General features: G+C 63.0%; 21 protein-coding genes. 8 read left to right on the top strand and 13 right to left on the bottom strand.

Annotated features, from left to right (window positions below):
• Nucleotides 1-65 precede the first annotated feature (65 nt).
• On the top strand, nt 66-1,667 hold the full coding sequence (locus JKP78_RS09850) for an EAL domain-containing protein (protein WP_186690219.1): 1,602 nt from the start codon (nt 66-68) through the stop codon (nt 1,665-1,667).
• On the opposite strand, the gene JKP78_RS09855 is transcribed toward JKP78_RS09850, so the two are convergent.
• Both JKP78_RS09855 and algB read right to left on the bottom strand, forming a co-directional pair.
• A complete protein-coding gene (locus JKP78_RS09855) occupies nt 1,646-3,427 on the bottom strand; it encodes a KinB sensor domain-containing domain (RefSeq protein ID WP_200626598.1) in 1,782 nt (593 codons plus the stop codon). The two genes, JKP78_RS09850 and JKP78_RS09855, sit on opposite strands and share 22 nt — an antisense overlap.
• A complete protein-coding gene (gene algB / locus JKP78_RS09860) occupies nt 3,424-4,770 on the bottom strand; it encodes a sigma-54-dependent response regulator transcription factor AlgB (RefSeq protein ID WP_170027695.1) in 1,347 nt (448 codons plus the stop codon). The genes JKP78_RS09855 and algB overlap by 4 nt, the downstream gene beginning before the upstream one ends.
• A 212-nt stretch (nt 4,771-4,982) precedes the next feature.
• Between algB and JKP78_RS09865 the strand changes: the two genes are divergently transcribed.
• The 6 genes from JKP78_RS09865 (at nt 4,983) to JKP78_RS09890 (ending at nt 10,495) form a co-directional block, all read left to right on the top strand.
• Nucleotides 4,983-5,804 (top strand): BON domain-containing protein, encoded by an 822-nt coding sequence (locus JKP78_RS09865; RefSeq protein WP_186690215.1) that lies wholly within the window; start codon nt 4,983-4,985, stop codon nt 5,802-5,804.
• Nucleotides 5,805-5,982: 178 nt separating this feature from the next.
• The gene (locus JKP78_RS09870; RefSeq protein WP_170027697.1) at nt 5,983-6,273 is read left to right on the top strand and encodes a hypothetical protein; all 291 of its coding nucleotides are present in this window, start codon (nt 5,983-5,985) and stop codon (nt 6,271-6,273) included.
• A 42-nt stretch (nt 6,274-6,315) separates the two neighbouring features.
• Complete coding sequence (locus tag JKP78_RS09875; protein WP_003252966.1) at nt 6,316-6,477, top strand: DUF1328 domain-containing protein; 162 nt, start codon at nt 6,316-6,318, stop codon at nt 6,475-6,477.
• Between the two features lie 2 nt (nt 6,478-6,479).
• A complete protein-coding gene (locus JKP78_RS09880; protein WP_170027698.1) occupies nt 6,480-6,950 on the top strand; it encodes an inhibitor of vertebrate lysozyme family protein in 471 nt (156 codons plus the stop codon).
• 740 nt (nt 6,951-7,690) lie between these two features.
• Nucleotides 7,691-9,019 carry a glutamate/aspartate:proton symporter GltP gene (gene gltP / locus JKP78_RS09885; protein ID WP_200626599.1) on the top strand — a complete coding sequence of 443 codons (1,329 nt, stop codon included), beginning with the start codon at nt 7,691-7,693 and terminating at the stop codon, nt 9,017-9,019.
• 246 nt (nt 9,020-9,265) lie between these two features.
• Entirely contained in the window at nt 9,266-10,495 is a 1,230-nt protein-coding gene (locus JKP78_RS09890; protein WP_200626600.1) for a nucleoside recognition domain-containing protein, read from the top strand.
• Nucleotides 10,496-10,643: 148 nt separating this feature from the next.
• On the opposite strand, the gene JKP78_RS09895 is transcribed toward JKP78_RS09890, so the two are convergent.
• The 9 genes from JKP78_RS09895 to JKP78_RS09935 all read right to left on the bottom strand — a co-directional run bounded on the left by JKP78_RS09895 (nt 10,644) and on the right by JKP78_RS09935 (nt 20,858).
• Complete coding sequence (locus JKP78_RS09895) at nt 10,644-11,261, bottom strand: ABC-type transport auxiliary lipoprotein family protein (RefSeq protein ID WP_200626601.1); 618 nt, start codon at nt 11,259-11,261, stop codon at nt 10,644-10,646.
• Nucleotides 11,258-12,196 (bottom strand): MlaD family protein, encoded by a 939-nt coding sequence (locus JKP78_RS09900; RefSeq protein WP_170027702.1) that lies wholly within the window; start codon nt 12,194-12,196, stop codon nt 11,258-11,260. The genes JKP78_RS09895 and JKP78_RS09900 overlap by 4 nt, the downstream gene beginning before the upstream one ends.
• 3 nt (nt 12,197-12,199) lie before the next feature.
• Entirely contained in the window at nt 12,200-12,991 is a 792-nt protein-coding gene (locus JKP78_RS09905; protein WP_186690207.1) for an ABC transporter ATP-binding protein, read from the bottom strand.
• Entirely contained in the window at nt 12,988-14,112 is a 1,125-nt protein-coding gene (locus tag JKP78_RS09910; RefSeq protein WP_186690205.1) for an ABC transporter permease, read from the bottom strand. The genes JKP78_RS09905 and JKP78_RS09910 overlap by 4 nt, the downstream gene beginning before the upstream one ends.
• 119 nt (nt 14,113-14,231) lie before the next feature.
• Complete coding sequence (locus tag JKP78_RS09915) at nt 14,232-15,254, bottom strand: DUF5924 family protein (protein ID WP_186690203.1); 1,023 nt, start codon at nt 15,252-15,254, stop codon at nt 14,232-14,234.
• Nucleotides 15,255-15,403: 149 nt separating this feature from the next.
• Nucleotides 15,404-16,804: a M16 family metallopeptidase gene (locus JKP78_RS09920; RefSeq protein WP_186690201.1), complete on the bottom strand. Its 1,401-nt coding sequence runs from the start codon at nt 16,802-16,804 to the stop codon at nt 15,404-15,406.
• Between the two features lie 31 nt (nt 16,805-16,835).
• Entirely contained in the window at nt 16,836-18,494 is a 1,659-nt protein-coding gene (locus tag JKP78_RS09925) for a Na/Pi cotransporter family protein (RefSeq protein ID WP_200626602.1), read from the bottom strand.
• A gap of 214 nt (nt 18,495-18,708) precedes the next feature.
• A complete protein-coding gene (locus JKP78_RS09930; protein ID WP_170027708.1) occupies nt 18,709-19,479 on the bottom strand; it encodes a TerC family protein in 771 nt (256 codons plus the stop codon).
• 71 nt (nt 19,480-19,550) lie between these two features.
• Complete coding sequence (locus JKP78_RS09935) at nt 19,551-20,858, bottom strand: CitMHS family transporter (RefSeq protein ID WP_170027709.1); 1,308 nt, start codon at nt 20,856-20,858, stop codon at nt 19,551-19,553.
• Between the two features lie 267 nt (nt 20,859-21,125).
• On the opposite strand from JKP78_RS09935, the gene JKP78_RS09940 reads away from it, so the two are divergent.
• Nucleotides 21,126-21,527 carry a GFA family protein gene (locus tag JKP78_RS09940; protein WP_170027710.1) on the top strand — a complete coding sequence of 134 codons (402 nt, stop codon included), beginning with the start codon at nt 21,126-21,128 and terminating at the stop codon, nt 21,525-21,527.
• 118 nt (nt 21,528-21,645) lie between these two features.
• On the opposite strand, the gene JKP78_RS09945 is transcribed toward JKP78_RS09940, so the two are convergent.
• On the bottom strand, nt 21,646-23,601 hold the full coding sequence (locus JKP78_RS09945; RefSeq protein WP_170027711.1) for a DUF7844 domain-containing protein: 1,956 nt from the start codon (nt 23,599-23,601) through the stop codon (nt 21,646-21,648).
• On the bottom strand, nt 23,598-23,918 hold the full coding sequence (locus tag JKP78_RS09950; RefSeq protein ID WP_012316830.1) for a DUF2388 domain-containing protein: 321 nt from the start codon (nt 23,916-23,918) through the stop codon (nt 23,598-23,600). The genes JKP78_RS09945 and JKP78_RS09950 overlap by 4 nt, the downstream gene beginning before the upstream one ends.
• Nucleotides 23,919-23,923: the final 5 nt, after the last annotated feature.

The raw sequence follows: 23,923 nt of genomic DNA on the forward strand, positions 1-23,923 counted from the left end.
CGCCAGACGGCAAAGGTGATTCCCGATCCAGTTGCTATACCTTAGTAATCAACTGGATGCCGTCGATGTCAGCGCTCACCGTGTTGCTGCGCCAAATTTTTTTCCATCCCTGGTTGCTGGCCACCCTGGCAGCATTGGCCAGTGCCGCACTGTTGCTCTCCGCCAGCCTCGGCATTGCCTTGCAGCAGATGAAGCAAAGCGAGAGCGAACAGATGAATGCCCAGGGCGAACGCTTTCTGGAGCGCCTGGAGCAGGTGTTCGGCCAGTTGCGTGAAGGGGTCGACCTGTTGCAGGCCCAGCCCTTGCGAGGTTGCAGCCCGGCGATGCTCACGACACTGCAGCAGGTAAGCCTGAGTTCGCGGTTCATTTATGAGGCGGCGTACGTGGATGGGAGCGTCGCCTGCTCCAGCCGTGGTGACGAGCGGGCCTTCGAACGCTTGCGTGCCCCTGACATTCAGGGGCCGACCTACAGTTATTGGTTGAACACCACGACCGAGCCGAACGAGAACCTGGCCGCGCTGATGTTGGGGCGAGGCAAGTTCGTGGTGTCCACCTCCCGTGGCCACCTGACCGATGTGGTCGACCTTCCTCCAGGCGGTAGCCTGGTGGTGGTATTGGATAATGGCGCCCGGGCCATTCCGGTCCTGGGCCCGCCGCAGGTCTGGCCGCCACCCTCGGCCTGGTCGACCAGCCAGAAGTCGCTGCTCGAACTCAGCGACCGCTTGATCTACCGCATGCCGACCAAGTCACCGGATTACCAGCTGGTGCTGATCGCCCCGCGGGCGAAACTGCCGCTGCGGATGAACGGCATGCTCTGGCTACTGTTCCCCGGTAGCGTGCTGGCAGCCTGCTTCATCGGCTGGGTGGTGCTGCAATTGATCCTGCAGAAGCGCTCGATGAGTTCGGAATTGCAGAACGCCTTGCGCCGCGGTGAGCTGCAGGTGCTCTATCAACCGATCTTCGAACTCGACAGCCGACGCTGCGTGGGGGCCGAGGCCTTGGTGCGCTGGCGCCGCCCGGACGGGACGCTGACCAGCCCGGACCTGTTCATTCCGCTGGCGGAAAACACCGGGCAGATTCGCCAGATCACCGACTTTGTCCTGCAGCGAGTGCTGGAGCAGTTGGGCCAGCTGCTGCGCTCGCACCCCGACTTGTACATTTCGGTGAACCTCGCGGCTTGCGATGTGATGGTGCCGCGGATAGGCCGGGTGGCGGCACGCTTGCTGGCCTTGCACAAAGTGGCGGCCAGGCAGATTGCCTTCGAGGTGACCGAGCGTGGCCTGATCGATGTGGTGGTGGCGCGCGATAACCTGCAGGCACTGCGGGCGGTGGGCCATCAGGTGTTGATCGATGATTTCGGCACGGGTTATTGCAGCCTGGCTTATCTGCAGACCCTGCCGGTGGATTGCCTGAAGATCGACAAGGCGTTCATCGATGCCTTGGGGCATGACGCCGCCAGCAGTGGGGTTGCCCCGCATATCATCCGCATGGCCCATGACCTGCATCTGCGGGTGATTGCCGAAGGCATCGAGAGCGAGGACCAGGCGCTACTGCTCAGTAGCGAAGGGGTTCATTATGGCCAGGGCTGGCTATTTGCCCGGCCGTTGAATGCCCGCCAGTTTGCCGAGTTGGTGACCCGCGGGCGTCAGGCCGGCAGCGCCATGTAGAACTGGGTGCCCTGCCCTGGCCGGGAGAAAACCCCCATGCGCCCGCCATGCAGCTGCACGATCTCCTTGCACAGCGCCAGCCCCAAGCCAGCCCCGCCCTTCTTGCGCCCTACCTGCACGAACGGTTCGAAGATGCGCCCCTGCTGCCCATAGGCGATGCCCTCGCCGTTATCCTCGACGCTGATGATCACCCGTTCCGCATGGCGTCGTGCATGCAGGCGAATCCGCCCGCCGCTGGCAGTATGGCGGATGGCGTTGTGCAACAGGTTGTCCAGGACCCGGTCGAGTTGGGCGACGTCGGCCTGGATGCGTGGCAACGGCGGTTCCAGCTCTCGGATCAGCTCGATCTGCTTGTGCGCTGCCTGCTCGGCAAAGCGCAGTTGCGCACGGTCCAGCAGCTCGTCGATGGCGCACGGGGCCAGCTCGAGCTTCTGCAGCCCGCTCTGGTAGCGACTGAAGTTGAGCAAGTCATTGATCAACTGGGTAAGGCGCTGCATTTCTTCGCCAATGGTTTCCAGCAGGTCCTGCTCGCGAGCCTCGGGTGGGAACTTGAGGCGCTCGCGCAGCAGCCCGAAGGCCATGTGCATGCCGGTTACCGGGGTACGCAGCTCGTGAGAAGCGCGCAGCACGAACTCGCTGCGCACGCGTTCGAAAGCGCGTTGCTCGGTCACATCGTGCAACACCATCACCGCACCGAGGATTGGCCCTTGCGGGTGGCTGACCGGGGTCAGGCTGTAGGTGAGCAGGCGGGTTTCTTCATCGACCTCGATGTTCAGGTCATCCGGTGGGCGGTCGAGGTTGCCGCCGCGCAGCACCTGGCGAATTTGTTGTTCCAGTTCCGGGCGCTGCAAGGCGTCGGCCAGGCTGCTTCCCACGCGGCTGTCGGACCAGCCCAGCTGGCGCTGGGCCACCGGGTTGAGGTGTTCCAGGCGGCCCTGGCGGTCGATGATCAGCAAGCCGTCGTCGATACTGTCCAGTACAGCCTGCAGGCGTTGCTGGCCGGCCAGCAGTTCATCGACATTGGTGGCCTGGTGCTTGCGCATGGCCTCGGCCATCATGCCGAAGCGGCGGGTCAGCTGGTTGAGCTCGGCGGCCTGGGTCACCGGCAGGGTGACATCGAAATTGCCTTCGCCAAGCTGGTCGGCCGCTTTGGCCAGTGCTTCGATCGGCTGGCCAAAGCGCCGCGCGATGTTGTGCGCAGTGACGAAGCCCAGCACCAGCACTACCAGGCCCATCAGGCCAAGCACGCCGCTGATCAGCAAGGCGTGGTCGCGGGTGAGTTCCTCGCTGCGGGTAATATGCTCCAAAGCCTGTTTGTGGGAATCGATCAGGTCGCTGCGAACCTGGTTGAAGGCGGCGCCCAGCGGCTGCTCTGCACCCATGCTGCGAGCGGGCGCGGCGCTCTCCCGGTAGGCCTGGAGAAATGCCTGGTAATTGCGGCTGGCCTTGCTGAAGCTGGGACGCTCGCCGCCCTGTTCCAGGGCCTGATTGAGCAGGGCCTGGAAATCTTCCTGCAGCAGCCGCAGGCTTTCCGGGGTGGTGTCCTCGTCAAGAATCAGGGTCATCTGTTCGCCGAGGTTCTGGCGCAGTTTCAGCCCAACCTCCAGGACATGGGTCGTATCGCGCACCAATTGCTGTTGCACTGCGGCCATCTGCAGAACACTGACCAACCCCAGCAACAGGCCCAGCAGCGCCACGGTAACCAGCGCCGAAATGCTGAGGAACAGCCGCGTACGCAGCTTCATGGGTGGCCACTTCATAGGTTGTACTGCTTGCGCTTGCGGTACAGGGTGGAGGCATCGATGCCCAGGGTCTTGGCGGCTTGGTCCAGGGTGTCGCTGGCAGCCAGCACCGCGCCGATATGGGCGCGCTCCAGCTCATCCAGGCTCAGGGCCGCGCCAACGCGCGGGGTGTTGCCTGCGGGCTGCTCGCCCATGCCCAGGTGGCTGACTTCCACGCGCTCCTGCGGGCAGATGATGCTGGCCCGCTCCACCACGTTGCGCAGTTCACGGATGTTGCCGGGCCAGCGGTAGTTGAGCAGCGCTGTTCGGGCTTCGTCACTGAACCCGCGCGCGGGTCGGGAGTATTCCTTGACGAAGCGGGCGAGGAAGCGGTCGGCCAGGGTCAGGATATCTTCACTGCGCTCGCGCAGCGGCGGCAGGTGCAGGGTGATGACGTTCAGGCGGTACAGCAAGTCTTCACGGAAGCGGCTTTCGCGCACCATTTCTTCGAGGTTGAGGTTGGTGGCGGCGAGGATACGTACATCGGCACGGCGGGTGACTGGGTCGCCGACGCGCTCGTACTCCTTGTCCTGAATGAAGCGCAGCAACTTTGGCTGCAAGGTCAGTGGGAAATCACCGATTTCGTCGAGGAACAGCGTGCCGCCGTCGGCCTGGTTGACCCGCCCCAGGGTGCTTTCGCTGGCGCCGGTAAAGGCGCCGCGGGTGTGGCCGAACAGCTCGCTTTCCATCAGTTCGGCGTTCAGCGACGGGCAGTTGATGGTCACGCAGGCTTTGCGCGCCCGCTTGCTCCAGCCGTGGATGGCCCGGGCCAGTTCGCCTTTACCGGTACCGGACTCACCAAGGATGAGGATATTGGCGTCGGTGGTGGCAACCTGGCGGGCGGTTTCCAGCACCGCCATCATCGCCGGGCTGTGCGAGTCCAGGCCGTCCTTGGGCTTGCGCACTTCGCCTTCGAGGGCTTCCAGGCGTGCAGACAGTTGGCGCACTTCCAGCTGCTTGGCGGTGGCCAGGCGCAGCTGGTCGGGGCTGCACGGCTTGACCAGGTAATCGGCCGCGCCGGCCTGGATCGCATCCACTGCCGTGTCGATCGCCGAGTGCGCAGTCACGATCACCACTCGCATCCAGGGGGCCTGGATACGCATTTGCGCCAGCACGTCGAGCCCGTTGTCTTCGCCCAGGCGCAAATCGAGGAAACACAGGTCGAATACCTGGCGCTGCAGCAGGGTTTCGGCCTGCGCCGCGCTATTGGCCGTGGCCACGCTATAGCCCTCATCCTCCAGGCAGTAGCGGAAAGTGCGCAGGATCGCGGACTCGTCATCCACCAGCAGAATGCGGCCTTGAGTGTCCTGAGCTGATTCCATGTCCTGCGCTCCTTAGGGTTAGGTCTTCAAATTAGTGTGGGAAAAATCGGGCAAGTTGCATGGTCAATTCTGAAGGAATCTGTCCTTTGCATGCTAGCCAATGGCCAATCAAAGCCCAGAGGCCGCGCTATTCCGATGATTTGCTTAGAGATGCCGGGTGGCACATTGGTTGCGATGATTTTCAGTATTTGCCTACAGAAGGAGGCATTGACATGAGCTTTCACCTGCGTACCGCCGTGTTGGCAGCCGCCTTGCTGCCGGTGTTCACCCCGGCATTCGCCGACCCGGTACAGGACGCGCGCCTTGAAGGTGCGCTGCAAACAGCCCTGTCGCTCAACCGCATGCTCGACCTGTTCCGGATCGACGTCGAAGTAAACGGCAAGCAGGCGCGGCTTTCCGGTGAAGTGGAGAACGACGTCGAGCGCCAGTTGGCCGAGCAGGTAGCCCTGGCCACCCGCGGCATCGACAGGGTGGACAATCAGCTGCGGGTCAACGCCCAGCTGGTGGAGCGCCCGCTGGAATTGCGTGCCTACGCCCAGCGTCTGGAAGACGCCACCCTGGCGGCCGTTATCCGCGCCCGTCTGCTGTGGAGCCGCACCACCGAGAACGCCCCTATAGATGTACAAAGCAGCGAGGGCGTGGTGACCCTGCGCGGCAAGGTCGACAGTGCCGAGGCCAAGGAACTCGCAGGCGTGGTGGCGCGTACCACCGATGGCGTGCAGCTGGTGAACAACCTGGTCAGTCTTGATTCGGCTGCCATGGCCAAGGGCAGGGAAGCCCCGGCGGGCGTACCGACCGGGCCACAACCGAGCGACAGCTGGATCATCGATAAAATCCAGAACAGCTACCGCTTCAGTCGCAACCTTGACGGCCTGAACCTGAAAGTGGCCAGTGAAGAAGGCCTGGTTCGGTTGTCAGGCGAGGTGGTCAGCAGCGAACAGAAAACCATTGCCGTCGAAATCGCCCGGCAGATCGTCGGTGTGCGGGGCGTCGATGCCGACCTGCTCAAGGTGGCGACCAAGGTCGAGGGCTGAGCGATCGTGCAATTCGCACGACGGCCAGGCGGGCATCGTGCAGGATACGAGCTTCGCTGGGTTGGCGATTACTCATAACTCATTGATTTAAAAGGATTTTGCTGAGATTCCTAGGCTGGCATGCTGGCTGCAATTACCTGTTCAGGTTTGAACAAAAATTACAGCAGGAGGAGCCGGCATGAACCGTCAACCCGTCAACCGCTCGCAAGACGCCGCACTGCCCCTGCGCCAGATGCTTTCACTCGCCATGGCGCTGCTGCTGACCTTGGCCGCTGGCCTGTTCTACTACAGCTGGCAGACCGCGCGCCTGGCCGAGCAAGTGGCGGCGCAGACCGCCCTGTTGACCCAGATCCAGGCGACTCATGCCAACACCCTGGTCAAGGCCACCGGCCCGATTTCAGCCGGCCAGGCCACGGCTTCACCGGCCACTGTGGAAACTGTCGTGCCGCAGGATCGCTGGGTCTTCTGACCCGACGGCCAGACCGATTTCGATAAAGAAAGGAGAACCATCATGCTGAGCTGGGCTATCACTTTCCTCATCATCGCCATTGTCGCCGCGGTACTGGGCTTCGGTGGTATCGCAGGCGCTGCAACAGGTATCGCGAAGATTCTGTTCATTGTCTTCCTGGTGCTGTTCGTAGCCTCCTTCTTCTTTGGACGTGGACGAGGTTGAAGATGGGCAGGAAGCGTTGGACAGCCCTGGCTGCCGCCCTGTTGATGGGCGGCAGTGCGGCGGCGATGGCGGCCAATGACGGCCAGGTCCGGGTCGACCAGTTGCTCGGCTCGGACCCGGAATATCGGGAAACCTGGCAGGACGCAATCGAAGGCGAGGAACGCCTGCCCGATTGGGTGGTCAATCTGACCGGCAGTTCCCAGCAACAGATGTCGGCCGTTACCGAGGATGGCGACAAGTATCTGGTTGGCCCGTTGTGTGAACGACAGGACAACTGCACCTACAAGCGCCTGATCGTGGCGTTCAGCTGGGACAAGGACGATGCATACGGGATGCTCGTGGAGGTACCCGAAGGCTTGCCCAAGGACAAATCGCCAACCCGCCATGCCCAGTATCGCTGGTTGGGTAAGCCGGATGACGGCATGAAGGCGATGCTGCAAGAGCAACTCAAGCGTGACCCGAACTGGTACTGAGCGCCTGCGCGGTACATATGAAGAGTCACGCACTGTCACGTAATAGAAGCCGAACCTTTCTATAGTTCGGCCTTCTATGATGCGCCGCCCCGAGGAGGGGCAGCACATGACCAAGGGGCCGGGCCGTTCTGATTGCTACAGGATCGGAGTGGCCTAGGGGTACAGGGAGTGCCTCCAGCATTGGGCCGGGTCAGGAAAGGCGGAATCGGAAGCATCAGGTCGGCGGTGCCACAAGGGCACCTGGCCAGACCTGGCTTCCGAGGAGCCATAGGGCAACCTCCTCTTTTCCTGCGCGAATTCCCTCCCGAGACACATTTTGTTTCGACCGTACATCATTTTTTTTTCCACAGCCGACTCGTCAATCAAGCGGCATTTGCGCCATTCGGATAGTCGAACAAGCCATCCTCCTAGCTCTTTCCACCCCGCCAAATCTGCCGAAAATTGGCGTTTTGGTTCTGTTCGGGATTCCGAACGTTATAAATCAAGCACTTGCGAACTCATCCTGGGGGTCAAAAAGCCTATGCATGAACGGCATGGGGTATGCGCTTCCGGCATTAGATTTCCCCTTTTGCCATCGCAATAGTTGCGGCCTTTTTCGCTGGCCGAGCGTTCTGTCGTTCGCCTGCGGTGTCCTTACATGAACTCGTCGGACGCACCATCCGTTGCCCATCAACAGGGCAATGGCTCTGTTACAAGCGTTCCGCCGGGTGCCCATGACCACTAGAACAAAGGGTAAAGACATGAAGAAGGCAAAACTGAGCCTCGCCTGGCAGATCGTCATCGGTCTGATCCTGGGTGTTGCAATCGGCGCGCTACTGAATCATTTCAGTGCAGAAAAGGCATGGTGGATCAGCAACGTCCTCCAGCCCGCTGGTGACATCTTCATTCGCCTGATCAAGATGATCGTCGTCCCGATCGTGATTTCGTCGCTGATCGTGGGTATCGCCGGGGTTGGCGACGCGAAAAAACTCGGCAGCATCGGCCTGAAGACCATCATCTACTTCGAAGTGGTGACCACCATCGCCATTGTCGTGGGTCTGGTCCTGGCAAACCTGTTCCACCCTGGGGCCGGTATCGACATGAGCACCCTGGGTACCGTGGACATCTCCAAGTACCAGGCTACTGCAGCCGAAGTGCAGCATGAGCATGCCTTCATCGAGACCCTGCTCAACCTGATCCCGTCGAACATCTTCGCAGCGCTGATGCGTGGCGAAATGCTGCCGATCATCTTCTTCTCGGTGATGTTCGGCCTGGGCCTGTCGAGCCTGCAGGCAGAGCTGCGTGACCCGCTGGTACGTACCTTCCAGGCGGTTTCCGAGACCATGTTCAAGGTCACCCACATGATCATGAACTACGCCCCGATCGGCGTGTTCGCCCTGATCGCCGTGACCGTTGCCAACTTCGGCTTCAGCTCGCTGCTGCCGCTGGCCAAGCTGGTGCTGCTGGTGTACTTCGCCATCGCCTTCTTCGCCTTCATGGTGCTGGGCCTGGTCGCCCGCCTGTTCGGCTTCTCGGTGATCAAGATCATGCGCATCATGAAAGATGAGCTGATCCTCGCCTACTCCACCTCCAGCTCGGAAACCGTGCTGCCGCGCGTGATCGAGAAAATGGAGAAGTACGGTGCGCCGAAATCGATCTGCTCGTTCGTGGTACCGACCGGCTACTCCTTCAACCTCGACGGTTCGACCCTGTACCAGAGCATCGCGGCCATCTTCATCGCCCAGCTGTACGGTATCGACCTGTCGTGGAGCCAGCAGCTGCTGCTGGTCCTGACCCTGATGGTCACTTCCAAAGGTATCGCTGGCGTACCGGGCGTGTCCTTCGTGGTCCTGCTGGCTACCCTGGGCAGTGTGGGCATCCCGCTGGAAGGCCTGGCCTTCATCGCCGGTGTCGACCGCATCATGGACATGGCCCGTACCGCCTTGAATGTGGTGGGCAACGCCCTGGCGGCCCTGGTCATCGCTCGTTGGGAAGGCATGTACGATGCTGCCAAGGGCGACAAGTACTACGCCTCGCTGATTGCCGACAAACAGGAAGCCGCGGTGCTTGGCGAAGCTGCCAAGCGCTGAGCCTCACCTACGTTTGACCAAGAGCCCCGACTTGTCGGGGCTTTTTGTTTTCCGGTGTGTTTGCGGTAGGCGCGGCCTTGCGTTGCGAATGGGGCGCAGAGCGGCCCCGGTAATTTAGAGCAGCGAAGCTTGAGTCCTGGGGCGCTGCGCACCCCTCTGGCGAGACAAGGCTGCTGCTACACGCAAGCGCGGTCGCCAGGGCCGCGATACGCTATCATTCGGGCATTTTTCAGGGGGATCACACGGATGCTCAACGGCCTTTGGCTTGGTTTTTTCCTGGTGGCGGCAGTCTCCGCCCTGGCGCAATGGCTGGTTGGCGGCAACGCCGGTATCTTCGCGGCCATGGTCGAGAGCATCTTTGCCATGGCCAAGCTGTCGGTCGAGGTCATGGTGCTGTTGTTCGGCACCCTGACCCTTTGGCTGGGCTTTCTCAAGATTGCCGAGAAGGCTGGCATCGTCGAGTGGCTGGCCAAGGTGCTTGGCCCGTTATTCGCCCGCCTGATGCCCGAGGTCCCGCCCGGCCACCCTGCCCTGGGCCTGATCACCATGAACTTTGCCGCCAACGGCCTGGGCCTGGACAATGCTGCCACGCCGATCGGCCTGAAGGCCATGCGCGCGCTGCAGGAGCTGAACCCCAGCAGTACCACGGCGAGCAATGCGCAGATCCTGTTCCTGGTGCTCAACGCCTCGTCGCTGACCTTGCTGCCGGTGACCATCTTCATGTACCGGGCGCAGCAGGGCGCAGCGGACCCGACCATGGTATTCCTGCCCATCCTGTTGGCCACCAGTGTCTCGACCATGGTCGGCCTGCTGTCGGTGGCGGTGATGCAGCGCTTGCGCCTGTGGGATCCGGTGGTGCTCGCCTACCTGATCCCCGGTGCCTTGCTGCTGGGCGGCTTCATGGCGTTCCTCGGTACCCTGTCGGCGGCTGCGCTGGCCAGCCTGTCGTCGATCCTGGGCAATCTCACCCTGTTTGGCGTGATCATCCTGTTCCTGGTGATTGGTGCCCTGAGGCGGGTGCAGGTGTATGAAGCCTTTATCGAAGGCGCCAAGGAAGGTTTCGATGTAGCCAAAGGCCTGTTGCCTTATCTGGTGGCGATGTTGGTGGCGGTGGGCGTGCTGCGCGCGTCTGGCGCCCTGGAAATGGCCCTCGACGGCATTCGCCACCTGGTGACCTGGATGGGCCTGGACACCCGCTTCGTCGAGGGCCTGCCCACGGCGCTGGTCAAGCCGTTCTCTGGCAGTGCCGCGCGGGCGATGCTGATCGAGACCATGCAGACCCAGGGCGTCGACAGCTTCCCGGCGCTGGTGGCAGCGACCATCCAGGGCAGCACCGAAACCACCTTCTATGTGCTGGCGGTGTACTTCGGTGCGGTGGGTATCCAGCGGGTGCGCCATGCGGTTGGTTGCGCATTGCTGGCGGAATTGTGCGGTGTCATAGCAGCGATCTTCGTCTGCTACTGGTTCTTCGCCTGAGTTATCTGCGCTACGGGCTGTTGTAGGAGCGGCCTTGCGTCGCGATGGGGCGCGAAGCGGCCCCGGCGATTTCTGCGTTGACGCTGGCCTGGGCCGCTGCGCGCGTCATCGCGACGCAAGGCCGCTCCTACACAACGCGGACAGGCTTTCAGGGCGCGGGAACGCTACCTGCCTGGGCAATGGTCCAGCCCACCACCTGCGAAGTCAGCTGGTCACAAGCCTGGCCAAAGCCTGCGACTACCGCTGACACCTGCCGTTCGGCCAATGGTTTGCGGATTTCGAAGCGTTTGCTGGCGAGGACGCGCTGAGTGCGCCCCTGTACCAGCCGTGCGTCATAGCGAATCACCACTTCCACCACCCCGTCCGCCCGGTATTCGCTCTGGAACGCCTGCAGCTCGCCGGCCAGTTCGAAGTCGGCCTGCAGATTGCTGTCGTCGGCGCTCAGCCGCCGTACCTGGCCGTCACGCTGAAAGCCGTCCAGCAGGCGATTGCGCAGCAGCACCGGCACCGCGTCGCTCCAGCGTGCGCCCTTGTAGCTGCTGACCACGTTGCCCTGGGGAATCACGGCAATCCGCGGACCGGCCAGCACCTCGCTGGCCAGCGGCTTGTTCAGGCGCAGTGACCAGTCCAGCGCTGGCACTGTACGGCTGGGTTGGTTGACCGGCAGGCGATAGAGGTCGACGGGTTCGCTCTGCGGCAGGATCGAGCAGGCACTGGCCAGGCTCAGCGCAGCCGCCAGGGCCAGCAGGCGCAGCGACGGTTTCATGGCTGGAACTCCTTGTTGTTGTCGCGGCCTAGCAGGTAGCCGCTGGGGTCGGCCTCCAGCTGCCGGGAAATACCCTTGAGTGCGTTGAGCGTTTCGCGCAGTTCGCGAATCGCCGGGCTGAGTTGGTTCAGGCCCTGGGCGCCGTCGCCAATCGCTTCGCGGTTGTCCTCGAGCAGGCGGTTGATGGTTGCGGTGCTTTCGGCCAACGACTGCATGGCCTGCTCGGCGCTGCCGATCGCCTGTTTGCCCTCGCTGCCCAGCAGGCCATTGGCATTACGCATCAGCGCCTGGGTTTCAGCCAGGGTGGCGCTGGCTTGCTTGCCCACCTCCACCAGTTGCTCGATGGCCTGGGTGATGCTGCCGTGCTGGCCGGCGAAGGCGCCAGTGGTCTTGTCGAGGTTGGCCAGGGTGTTGCTGAGGTGGCCAATGTTGTCGTCGGAGAACATCTGGTTGGCGTTGTGCAGCAGCAGGTTGATGTTGGTCACCAGGTCGCTGCTGTCATTGAGCAGCCGCGAGATCGGCGAGGGCGAAGCGATGATCACTGGTAGCTTGCCGTCCTTGCCTTTCAGTTCAGGGCTTTGCGGGGTGCCGCCGCTGAGCTGGATGAACGAGTTGCCGGTCACGCCGGCCAGGGTCAGCTTGGCCTGGGTGTCTTCCTTCACTGGGGTGTCTGCGCTCAAGCGCACCCGTGCCAGTACCCGGCGGGGGTCTTTCGGGTCCAGGCGCAGGGTCGACACGTCACCCACCTTGATCCCGTTGTACTGCACCGGGCTGCCGCGCGACAGGCCAGAGACCGCTTCGTTGAACACCACCTCGTAGTCCTTGAAGGCGTCGTCGACACTGGATTTGGTCAGCCACAGGCCGAACAGCATGGCGCCGGCCACCACCAGGACGGTGACCAGGCCGATAAGGACGTGATGGGCTCGGGTTTCCATTGCTCAGCGCTCCTGCCCGGCTCGGACGGCGGCCTGTTCGGCTGCGCGCCCGCGTGGGCCATGAAAATATTCTTGAATCCAGGCGTCGCTGGCCTGTTCGACCTCGGCCAGCGGGCCGGCGACCAGGACCTTCTTCTGCGACAGCACGGCGATGCGGTCGGTGATGGTGTAGAGGGTGTCGAGGTCGTGGGTGATAAGGAATACCGACAGGCCCAGCGCGTCACGCAGGGTCAGGATCAGTTGGTCGAAGGCGGCGGCGCCAATCGGGTCCAGGCCGGCGGTGGGCTCGTCGAGGAACAGGATGTCAGGGTCCAGCGCCAAGGCGCGGGCCAGTGCCGCGCGCTTGATCATGCCGCCGGACAGCGAGGCCGGGTACTTGTCAGCGGCTGAGATCGGCAAGCCGGCCAGGGCCAGCTTCACCCCGGCCAGATGCTCGGCATCGGCGCGGGACAGCCCGGCATGCTCGATCAACGGCAAGGCCACGTTCTCGGTCACCGTCAGCGAGGAAAACAACGCGCCCTTCTGGAACAGCACGCCGAAGCGCCGCTCGACCAGTGAGCGTTGCTCTTCGCGCAGGCCGGCCAGATCCTGGCCGAACACCTTGATCTGCCCCTCATTGGGCCGCCGCAGGCCGATGATACTGCGCAGCAGTACCGATTTGCCGCTGCCTGAGCCACCGACCACGGCGAGGATCTCGCCGCGGTACAGGTCGAGGTCGAGGTTTTCATGCACGCTCTGGCGGCCAAAGCGGTTGCAGATGCCCCGCGCCTCGATCACGCGTTCCCGGCCACTCACCAGCCCATCTCCATGAAGAACAGGGCGGCCACCGCGTCCAGCACGATGACCACGAATATCGACTGCACCACTGCCGAGGTGGTATGCGCCCCTACCGATTCGGCGCTGCCGCTGACCTTGAAGCCTTCCAGGCAGCCAATGGCGGCAATCAGGAAGGCGAAGAACGGCGCCTTGGCCAGGCCCACCAGGAAATGTTGTACGCCGATGTCGCTTTGCAGCAGCGACAGGAACATGGCTGGTGAAATGTCCAGCGACAGCGCACATACCACCGCGCCGCCGGCGATGCCGCAGATCATCGCGACAAAGGTGAGCAAGGGCAGCGAAATCAGCAAGGCCAGTACCCGTGGCACCACCAGCAGTTCCATGGGGTTCAGGCCCAGGGTGCGGATGGCGTCGATCTCCTCGTTGGCCTTCATCGAGCCGATCTGTGCGGTGAACGCACTGGCGGTGCGCCCGGCCATGAGGATGGCGGTCAGCAGCACGGCGAACTCGCGCAGGAACGAGAAGGCCACCAGGTCGACGGTGAAGATGGTCGCGCCGAAATCAGCCAGCACCGTGGCGCCGAGGAAGGCTACCACCGCGCCCACCAGGAAGGTCAGCAAGGCGACGATGGGCGCGGCATCCAGGCCAGTCTGTTCGATGTGCGCGACGACCGGGGTAAAGCGCCAGCGATGCGGTTGCAGGGCGCGGCGCATAAGGGTTTCGAGAATCACGCCAACGAAGCCGAGCAACTGCAGGCTGTCTTGCCACAAGGTGCCGACGGCGCAGCCGATGCGTTCCAGCAGCAACAGCAGCACGTTGCGCTCGGGCTCCTTGACCGGAATGCAGTAGTCCTGCACGGAGCAATACACGTTCTTCAGCAGTGCGCGGCTGGCTTCGGGCAGTTGGTCGGTGCAGTGCGACAGGCGCTCGGCACCGAGCAGTTCGGCCAGCAGCGAGGCCCCGGCGGTATCCAGGCGCCCCAGTTGGCTGAGATCGGCAACGGTATCGGCGGCGTACTGTGCGCGCAGATGCTCGCTGTCACGCTTGAGGCTGGCGTAATGCGCCAGCGTCCAGTCGCCGGTAATGCGCAGGCAAGCCGGTTGGCTACTGGTGTCCAGGGTGGCGCTGGGTGGGGTCATCGGGCTCCATGCTCCTGACTCGGCAGTGAGGCTCAGGGCCTGATCATAGCGCAGCGGGCAGGGGCTGTTTGGTGATTATGTGCTGTGTGGGGCACGGGGGGCACAACGTCTCTCCCTCATCATTGCGCTGGCGTGTCGTCGACCACTTTGAAGCGCAGTACGCCAATCACCTGCCCATCTTCGGTCAGTACCCTTACCTGCCACTTGCCCTCCGGGTTCGGCGGGAAGTTCTGTTTGTGCGTCCAGGCGCGGTAGCCTTCCTTGCGGCCGCCATGGATGTCCAGGGCAATGCGGTCGACCTCCTGGCCATCTTTTTGCCAGACGTGGTAGATCCGTTCGTTCAGGCCGCGTGGCGCATTGATCGCGGTATAGGCATACAGCCCGTCGCTGCTGATGCGGCTGGCCGCGATTTCTTTCAGCGAAGCGCCTGGTTGGCGGTTTTGCACCTCGGTGCTGACCGCGACGTCGGTCATCCACAGGGTCGCCGGTGGCACCCATGAGCGCAGCAGCCACCCGCCGCCGCCGACCGACAGGGTAACCAGCACCAGGGCGACGGCACGCCGCCAGTTGTTGATCGGGAAGCTGCTGGCCAGGCTGGGGAACGACAGTGCCATGGCGATGATCAGGGCCAGCTTGAAACTTTGCGCGGTGGTCAGGTGCAGGATGATCGGCAGCGCAGTGAGCAATGCGGCGAACAGGGTCAGCGTATGCAGCGCCAGGAACAGCCAACGCCGTGGTGCCAGCCACTTGTAGTAGAGCGGGTCGATGATCGAGACCAGGCCGGCGGCGCCGAGCAGGCCGGTGAACACCAGTTGGCTGCTGTTCCAGGTGGTGGTGACGAAGAAGAATGGCAGCACGAAGAACAGCGATTCCTGGTGAATCATCTGCGTTGCATAGCGCAACAGCGGTTGCGGAATTTCGCGGTTGAAGATCCGCGCGAACAGGCCGGTGAGGGTGTTCTCCAGCATCAGCCAGACCCAGCTGACCAGCATCAGCACGGCCACCCAGCTGGCCAGGCTGGCCTGACGGTCAACCAGGATGAAACTGCCGATGCCTGAAAGGAAACCGCCAAGCGCAATGATGCCGGGGTAGCGTTTGAGCAGATCGATGATGCGCTGGACGATGCGGGGTATGTGGGGCATTGGCTCTACAACGGAGAAGATGAGGTGGCTGTGCCGGCCGCTTCGCGGGCATGCCCGCTCCCACAAGGCTCAGCGATAAAGCGCTCCTTGTGGGTCGGGCGTGCCCGCGAAGCGGCCGGTAATGGCAAAAGGATACCGCCGATTACACGCTAGCGTGTAGCGCCGCCCGGTTTTTCCGGGCCATGCCGACGCCAGCGCAACAGCCCTGCCGCAAGGATCAGCCCCAACAGCAAGGCCGCCAGGCCATAAAGGTCATCATAGCCAAGCAACGGCTTCTCGACGCGCACATAACCATCCTTCTTGAGCAATGCCTTGAGCGCTTCATTGGCCTGCTCCAGGCTCACCTGGCGCAGCTTGCGCGCAGGGTCGGTGAAGCGCCCGTCGTTGTAGTCGTTCAGGGCACCCCAGTAATAGTCGGCCAAGGCACTGTTACCCTGGGTGCTCCAGCTTTCCTTGGCAACGCTGGCGTCCTTGATGCGGGCAAAGGTGTCCGGGTCGAGGCCTTCCTTGCGCAGGTGGTCGAACAACGCTTGCATCACCTTGACCGCCTGGTCGATGTCTTCGCGTTCAAGGTCGGCATTGAGGCTGAGCAGGCCGGTGTCGCCAAAGCTTTCACGTTGCGCCGAAGGGCCGTAGGACAGCCCGTTGCGCAGGCGCAGCTGGTCATACAGCGCCCATTCCAGGTAATGCGACAGCAGGTCAAGGGTGGCCTGGTGGTCGTTGTCCAGCACTGGCTCGACGAACAGCCAGTGCAGCTTGACGTTGTCACCCAGCCAGCCACGGGTCAGGTCGCGGCGCTGCTCGGCCTGCTGGCTGATGCTTTCCAGGGTACGGCGCTCTTCCGGCTCGCTGGCAGGCAGTTCGCCGAAGGTACGTTCCAGGTAGGCCGGCAGCAGGCGGTCGAGGCCGCCGACCATGATCAGGGTCATGTTGTTGGCCGCGTACCAGTGGTCACGCAAGGTTTGCACCTGCTCCAAGGTCATGTCGTCGAGGTTGGAGCGCTCCGGGCACTTCAGGCCCAGTTCGGTGGCCAGCTGGTCGCTGGCGGGGTGGCCGATGTCCTGGCGGTCGAGCCAGCGCTGCAGGTGGCCATAGTGGCCGCCATCCTCGCGCTCGATGATGCGCTTGGCGGTGGCCAGCGTTTTGGCATCGATCTGGGTGTCGCGGATAACTGCCAGCAGCAGGTCGAGGACCTTGCGCTGGTTACGCGCTGGCGCTTCGATGACGAACGTGGTGTCGGCGCTGCTGGTATAGGCGTTCCATTCGCCACCCAGCGCCTGCAGGCGCTCTTCCAGGCCACCTTCGCCGCTTTCATCGATGCCGCTGAACAGCAAGTGCTCAAGCAGGTGTGGCAGCTCCTTCTGCTCGCAATTGAAGTCGTCCAGGCCTACGCCGACTACCAGGCGGATCGCCACATGGTCACGTTCGTAGCCGTTTTTCAGGATGACCTGCAGGCCATTGGGCAACAGGTAGCCTTCAACCCGCGAGCGGTCGAGGGCGAATGTGGGCAGGCTGCAGATCAGCAGGCAAACGAACATCAGGCAACGCATGGGCGAGCTTGGGTCCTCAGGTAGGCGGAAATCACGGCAGGCGGGCTTCGTCCGGCACGCTGTCGAGCATCAGCCCGCCCGTGTCCGAGCCACCCAGTACCACATAGGCACTGCTACAGAACAAAGAGTTCAACCGCTTCATGTCGGCGATCAGCTCCAAGTGTAGCGAACTGGTCTCGATACTTTGCACCACCTTGCGCTGCAAGCGGCTGACGTGGGCGTGGGCCAGGCGCCGTTCCTGGGCGCGGAATCGGCGCTTCTCGCGCAACAGCAGGCGGGCGCTCTCCGAGTCGGCACTGAGGAATACCGACAGCCCAAGGCGCAGGTTGGCCAGCAGCTGTTCCTGCAGCCCGGTCAGCTCTTCCAGGCCCACCTGGGAGAATTCCCGGCGCTGGCTGGTTTTTTGTTGCTGGACCTTGCGCAGCATGCGTTCGATCAGGTCACAGGCCAGCTTGAGGTTGATCGCCAGCTCGATGATTTCCGCCCAGCGACGGTTGTCCTGCTCACTGAGGTCTTCACGCGACATTTGCGCCAGGTACAGCTTGATCGCGTTGTACAAGGCGTCGGCGTCTTCGCCCAAGGCGCGAACCTGCTGCGGCAAGGCTGTCTGGGCGCCGCGCAGGGCACCGAGCATGGCTTCGAGCAGGCTGTCGACGATGTCGCCGAGGCGCAGGGTTTCGCGCGCAGCGTTGGCCAGGGCCAGGCTGGGGGTTTCCAGTGCCGAAGTATCGAGGTGGCGCGGGCGTACCTGGCCATTGCCGTTTTCCCGGTCGGGTAGCAAGGTGTTGCACAACCGGCCCATCGGTTTCACCGTGGGCAGCATGATCAGGCAGCGCAGGGTGTTGTAGAGCAGGTGAAAGCCGATGACCAGCTCCTGCGCGCTGAAGCTCAGTGAGTCCATCCAGGCCACCAGCGGGTGCAGCACAGGGATGATCAGCAACAGGCCAATCAGCTTGTACAACAGGCTGCCCAGGGCCACCCGACGGCCGGCGGCGTTCTGCATGCTGGTGCTGATGAAGGCCAGCAGGCCGCTGCCGATGTTGGCGCCGACCACCAGGCCGATGGCCACCGGCAGGCTGATCACTTCGGCGCCCGCCAGCGTCGCCGTGAGCAGCACGGCGGCCAGGCTGGAATAGGAAACCATGGCAAACAGCGCACCGACCAGGGCATCCAGCATGATGTCGCCGGTCAGCGAGGCGAATAGCACTTTCACACCCTGGGCGTGGGTAATCGGCGTAGCGGCCTGCACGATCAACTCAAGTGCCAGGATGATCAGGCCGAGCCCGATGCCTACCCTGCCCAGCTGGCCGGCCCGCGTCTGCTTGCGCGAGAGGAAGAAGATCACGCCGAGGAAGATCAGCAGCGGCGATAGCCACGACAGGTCCAGGGTCAGCACCCGGGCCATCAGCGCGGTCCCCACGTCGGCTCCGAGCATGATCGCCAGGGCCGGGGTCATGGCCATCAGGCCCTGGCCGACGAACGAGGTGACCAGCATGGCGGTGGCGTTACTGCTTTGCACCATGGCGGTGACCAGAATACCGGCGACGAACGCCAGCGGCCGCTTGTTCATGTTGTGGCCGATGATGCGCCGCAGGCTCGAGCCGAATACCCGAAGGATGCCGGTACGTACGATGTGGGTGCCCCAGACCAGAAGTGTCACGGCCGAGAGCAGGTTGAGCAGGGTCAGCATGGCGACGGCCCCCTGATACATTGGCCCAGCGGGCCAAGAGATGAAGCGCGAGCGTTTGAAGAATTTTCAGTGCTCACTCAAAGCTTTAGTCGTTTTGCGTAGCTGTTGCCAGCTTCGCATGGCTGCCATTTATTTGAAACACGCTGGAAATGAATGATTGCCGGCATGAAAAAAAGGGCCCCGAAGGGCCCTTTTTGTACTGCGCTTCCTGATCTTATTGACCCGGAATGTCCTTGCGCAGTTTCACCGGTTCGTGCTCTTTGCCTTCCTTGCGGGCCAGGGCGGTGCGCATGCGAATGTTGATGGCCTCCACCGCCAGCGAAAATGCCATGGCAAAGTAGACGTAGCCCTTCGGCACGTGCACGTCGAAAGATTCGGCGATCAGCACGGTACCGACCACGATCAGGAACGACAGTGCGAGCATCTTCAACGACGGGTGCTTGTCGATGAACTCGCTGATGGTGCCGGCGCACAGCATCATCACCAGCACCGCGACGACGATGGCGGCGATCATCACCGGTACGTGGGACACCATGCCCACTGCGGTAATGACCGAGTCCAGCGAGAACACGATGTCGATGATGGCGATCTGGATGATGGTATAGAAGAACTTGCCACCCGCGCCTTTCGGCTCTTCAGCGTTCTCATCCTCGCCTTCCAGGCCGTGGTAGATCTCTTGCGAGCTTTTCCACAGCAGGAACAGGCCACCGAAGAACAGAATCAGGTCACGCCCGGAAATACCCTGGTCGAACACCACGAACAGGTCGGCGGTAAGGCGCATGACCCAGGTGATCGACAGCAACAGCATGATGCGGGTGACCATGGCCAGGGCGAGGCCGAAGATCCGGGTGCGCGGCTGCATGTGCTTGGGCATGCGGCTGACCAGGATCGAGATCATGATGATGTTGTCGATACCGAGGACGATCTCAAGCGCGGTAAGGGTGAAAAAGGCAACCCAGATTTCCGGGCTGGTCAGCCATTCCATGTGTTTTCCTTCGAGCGGTAAAGGCGACGTGCCCACACCAGGGCACGTCGCGTTAGGGTGATTCGCGTTTATTAAAGACTACTGAACAGCGGGAAAATCCCCATCAGCAGCGCGGCGAGCATTATGCACAGGCACACCAGCACTGCCCACTTCAAGGTGAAGCGCTGATGATCGCCGAACTCGATGCCGGCCAGGGCCACCAGCAGATAGGTGGAGGGTACCAGCGGGCTGAGCAGGTGTACCGGCTGCCCGACGATCGAGGCACGGGCCATTTCCACCGGGCTGATGCCGTAGTGGCTGGCGGCTTCGGCCAGCACGGGGAGCACGCCGTAGTAGAACGCGTCGTTGGACATGAAGAAGGTGAACGGCATGCTGACAATCGCGGTGATCACCGCCAGGTACGGGCCGAGCGCTTCCGGGATGACCGCCAGCAGGCTCTTGGACATGGCGTCGACCATGCCGGTACCCGACAGGATGCCGGTGAAGATGCCGGCGGCGAAGATCAGCCCGGTGACCGCCAGCACGCTGCCGGCGTGAGCGGCAATGCGGTCCTTCTGCTGTTGCAGGCAGGGGTAGTTGACGATCATGGCGATGCTGAAGGCGATCATGAACAACACTGGCAGCGGCAGCACCCCGGCGATCAGCGCCGCCATCAGCGCAGCGGTCAGGGCCCCGTTGAAGTACAGCAGTTTCGGCCGACGCGCATCCGGGAACTGCGAAACGGTGATTTCGCTATGGTCGATATCGTCGGTGGGCAGGTGCAGTTCGCCCAGGCGGGCACGCTCGCGCTTGCCGTACAGGTAGGCGATGGCCAGGATCGCCAGTACGCCGAACAGCATGGCCGGGATCATCGGCACGAAGATCTCCGACGGGTCCACGTGCAGGGCGCTGGCGGCGCGGGCAGTCGGGCCACCCCACGGAGTCATGTTCATCACCCCGCCAGCGAGAATGATCAGGCCGGCCATGATCCGCGGGCTCATGCCCAGGCGGCTGTACATGGGCAGCATGGCGGCACAGCAGATCATGTAGGTAGTGGCACCGTCACCGTCGAGCGAGACCACCAGGGCCAGCACGGCGGTGCCGACGGAGACTTTCAGCGGGTCGCCCTTGACCAGCTTGAGGATCTTGCGCACGGCCGGGTCGAACAGGCCGGAGTCGATCATCAGGGCGAAGTAGAGGATGGCGAACATCAGCATCACTCCGGTTGGCGCGAGCTTGCTGATGCCCTCGAGCATCATCGGGCCGATCTTGGCGGAAAAGCCGCCGAACAGGGCGAACAGGATCGGTACCAGGATCAGCGCGATCAAGGCCGACAGGCGCTTGGTCATGATCAGGTACATGAAGGTGATGACCATGGCAAAGCCGAGGAAGGTCAGCATGGCAGTACTCCAGGTGTGGCGCGGCGAAAGGAACGTCGATTCGGGCGGATCAGCGTGTTTGGCGCTGCGCGGGGAGCATGCGGAGGGGGGCTACGGAACGTGGGGCACAGGAATACATCAGAATCACCATTGTTGTTGTTGATTGGGCCGGGCGCGGTGGTTACCGGGTGCGCTGGCTGACCGGTCTTGTGCCGGTAGTGGGGGCTATCCTATGAGGGCAAGCTTTCAGCCAGCTTTCGCCGAAGCAAAGGCGACGAGAGGTAGGTGATGCAGGATATGACCGAGGGCGGCTGCCATTGTGGCGCCTTGCGTTATCGGTTGGAGGGCGATCTGACGGATATTGCCCATTGCCATTGTTCGATCTGCCGGCGGGTCAGCGGAGGGCTGGTGGTGACCTGGCTCACCCTGCCCCGTTCGGGGTTCCGCTGGTTGGCGGGCGAGCCGAACTGCTATGTCGCGCCAGCCAGTTGCAGCCGGTACTTCTGTGGGCATTGCGGGGCGCATGTGGCGTTGGTGACCACGCATAGCCTGGGCACGGTGGATGTGACGGTGGCGACGCTGGACCACCCGGAACGGGTCAGGGCCAAGCGGCATATCTGGGTGGGCAGCCGGTTGCCTTGGCTTCACCTGGATGAAAATCTGCCTTCGGAGGCCGAGGAAAACCTGTAAGAAATTGTGCTGTTGGCCCTATCGCCGGCAAGCCAGCTCCCACAGGTATCCCGCCACCATCAGACTTGTGTAGATAGTGGGAGCCGGCTTGCTGGCGATAGGGCCGGTACAGCCATACTCACAACTGCAGGCCACCGGCGGCCTTGTGCAAGGCCCGCAGATGCTCGCCGATCTGCTTTACATTGGCCTCGACGGCGGCAATTTCGCTGGCCCGCGACGGCTCCAGCAGCGCCCTCACCTCTTTGTCCAGGTTGGTGCTCAAGCGCAACAGCTGCGCCTGCCGCTCACTGCTGACGCGCTCCAGGTGCTTGCGCTCCTGCGGTTGCGGCAGCCCGTAGCCCTTGGTGTCGAGCAACTCTGCCGGGCGGCTGAGGAAGCCGCTGTTGGCGAGCATCTGCCTGAGGGTGGCGTCGGCCTTGCTGACGCTGCCGTCATTCTGCGCGGCGGCATTCAGGTAGCGCTGTTTGACCTCGTCCTGGGCCAGCAACAATTGCCGGCGCAAGCTGGCCTGTTCAAGCAGCAGCAAGGCTGCACTGGTGCGCAGGTCGGCCTTGGCGAACCAGGCCCGCCGTTGCTCGGCGTCCAGCCCCAGCCAGTCTTCGACCTTGTCCTGCTTGATCGGCAGCTGCTTCTTCAATACCTCGAACATGGCCTGATAGCGGTCGCGGTAGGAGTCGAAGCGGTAACCGAGGCGCAGCGCTTCGCGCGGGTCGTCAAGCACGCTGGTATCAGCCAGCCCCCTGCCCTTGAGCACCGCCAGCAAGCCGTTGGGCATGATGCTGTCGAGGTCGTTCAGGCGTGGGTTGGCAGTGCCGCTGCGCAGCAGTTTCAACGACTCCACCGCGCAGTTGTTGGACAGGAACCAGTAGTTGCCGTCGTAACTCCAGTGCATTTCGGCGGCCTGGCGTACCAGGTTCTCTATCTCGTCGCGGCTGAGCCGCAAGGGCACCGAGGCCAGGCTGCGCAGTTCGGTCTTGGTATATTCGTCGATCACCTGGCCCAGCGGCAGCACGAACAGCCGTGACGGGTAGGCGCCGACCAGGCCGTCCCAGCTCGACAGCTGCACATCATTGACAAAGGCGCGGTACGACAGCACCAGGCTCTGGTCGAGGTCGAGGCGGCAGTCCGGCCCGCGTGGCCGGCCCGGCTTGCAGATGACCAGGCGCAGCATGCTGTGGCCCCAGCGGCTGACCAGGTTCTGGTTGGCTTCGGCCAGCAGATAGTCCACTTCATAGACCCGCTCAGGGTCGATCTCGCCGAGCGGCTGGCGGGCGAAATCGCTGCCGGCGTTGATGAATGGCAGGCCTTTGGCGCAGGCGTCCTGTTGCGGTGCCCAGCCGAAGTGCTCGCGCAGGTACTGGTTCAGTGCCGGGCGGCGGCAACCGTAGCTCGGGTCGAGGAGGAAATACTCCATGTTGACCGCGATGTATTCCTTGGGGCTGCTCAGCTCATAACTGTCCGGGCTGCGCACGAACTGGCCATTGTGCTGTTCGCGCTCGCCGCGTCGGCCCACGTATTGCTGCCAGCCGGCCAGATCGAGCAGGCGCGGGTCGTCGCTGAGGGTAAAGCGACGCTCTGCCTGGCCACGGCATGCCTCGGGCAGGCCGATCTTGCCAAGCGTGCCTTGCTGGCGCTTGCAGCGGGCGATCAGCGAGCTCTCGGCGCTAGGCCACAGCCGGGCGCGGTCGTAGATATGGGTGAGCTCATGCAGCACGGTGGCCAGCAGTTCTTCACGCACAGTGCCATGTGGGCGGTTGGTACGTTCGCTGGCAGCACTGCCATCAGCGAGGCTGGGCAGCAGGCGACGGTTAAGCTCCAGGGTAGAAACCAGCGATGCCTGGCCATAGGCGTCGGCCGGCATGTTGTCGCTCCAGCTGACCCGCACACGGCGGTCCAGCTGTTGCTTGAAACGGGGTGGCAGCTTGCCCAGGGCCTCGTCGAGCAGGGCCTGGGTGGCTTGAGTTTGTTGCGAATCAAGGCCGGACGCCTGCAGCTCGAGCTGCAGGTCGGCCAGGGCGGGCGTGCCGAGCAGCGTCAGGGCGCAGCCGAGCAGCCAGGCGCGCACGCGGTTCACAGCGCGAGGATGGCTTCAGCCAGTACCTGGTCGCTGGCGCCGCGTGCTTCCGGCACGCGCTCGCGCAAGGTATTGAAGGCTGCCTCGAGCTGGGCGCCGCGGATATCTCCGTTGCTTGCGACGAAGCTGGCAGCGTCGTCGTGGGCTTCGCGCACCACTTTGGAGTCGCGGATCGAGGTGGTGGTGTCAGAAGTGAAATCGATCGAGCGGCCAAAGGCACGCACGATGATGTTGCTGGTGGCCACCAGGGTCTGGGCCTGGGCCAGGTCGGCCAGCAGGAGCATGCCGAGGGTAGCGGCAATCAGCGGTTTACGCATGGAAC

The sequence above is a fragment of the Pseudomonas sp. LAM2023 genome, from assembly GCF_016620375.1.
GTDB lineage: Bacteria > Pseudomonadota > Gammaproteobacteria > Pseudomonadales > Pseudomonadaceae > Aquipseudomonas > Aquipseudomonas anuradhapurensis.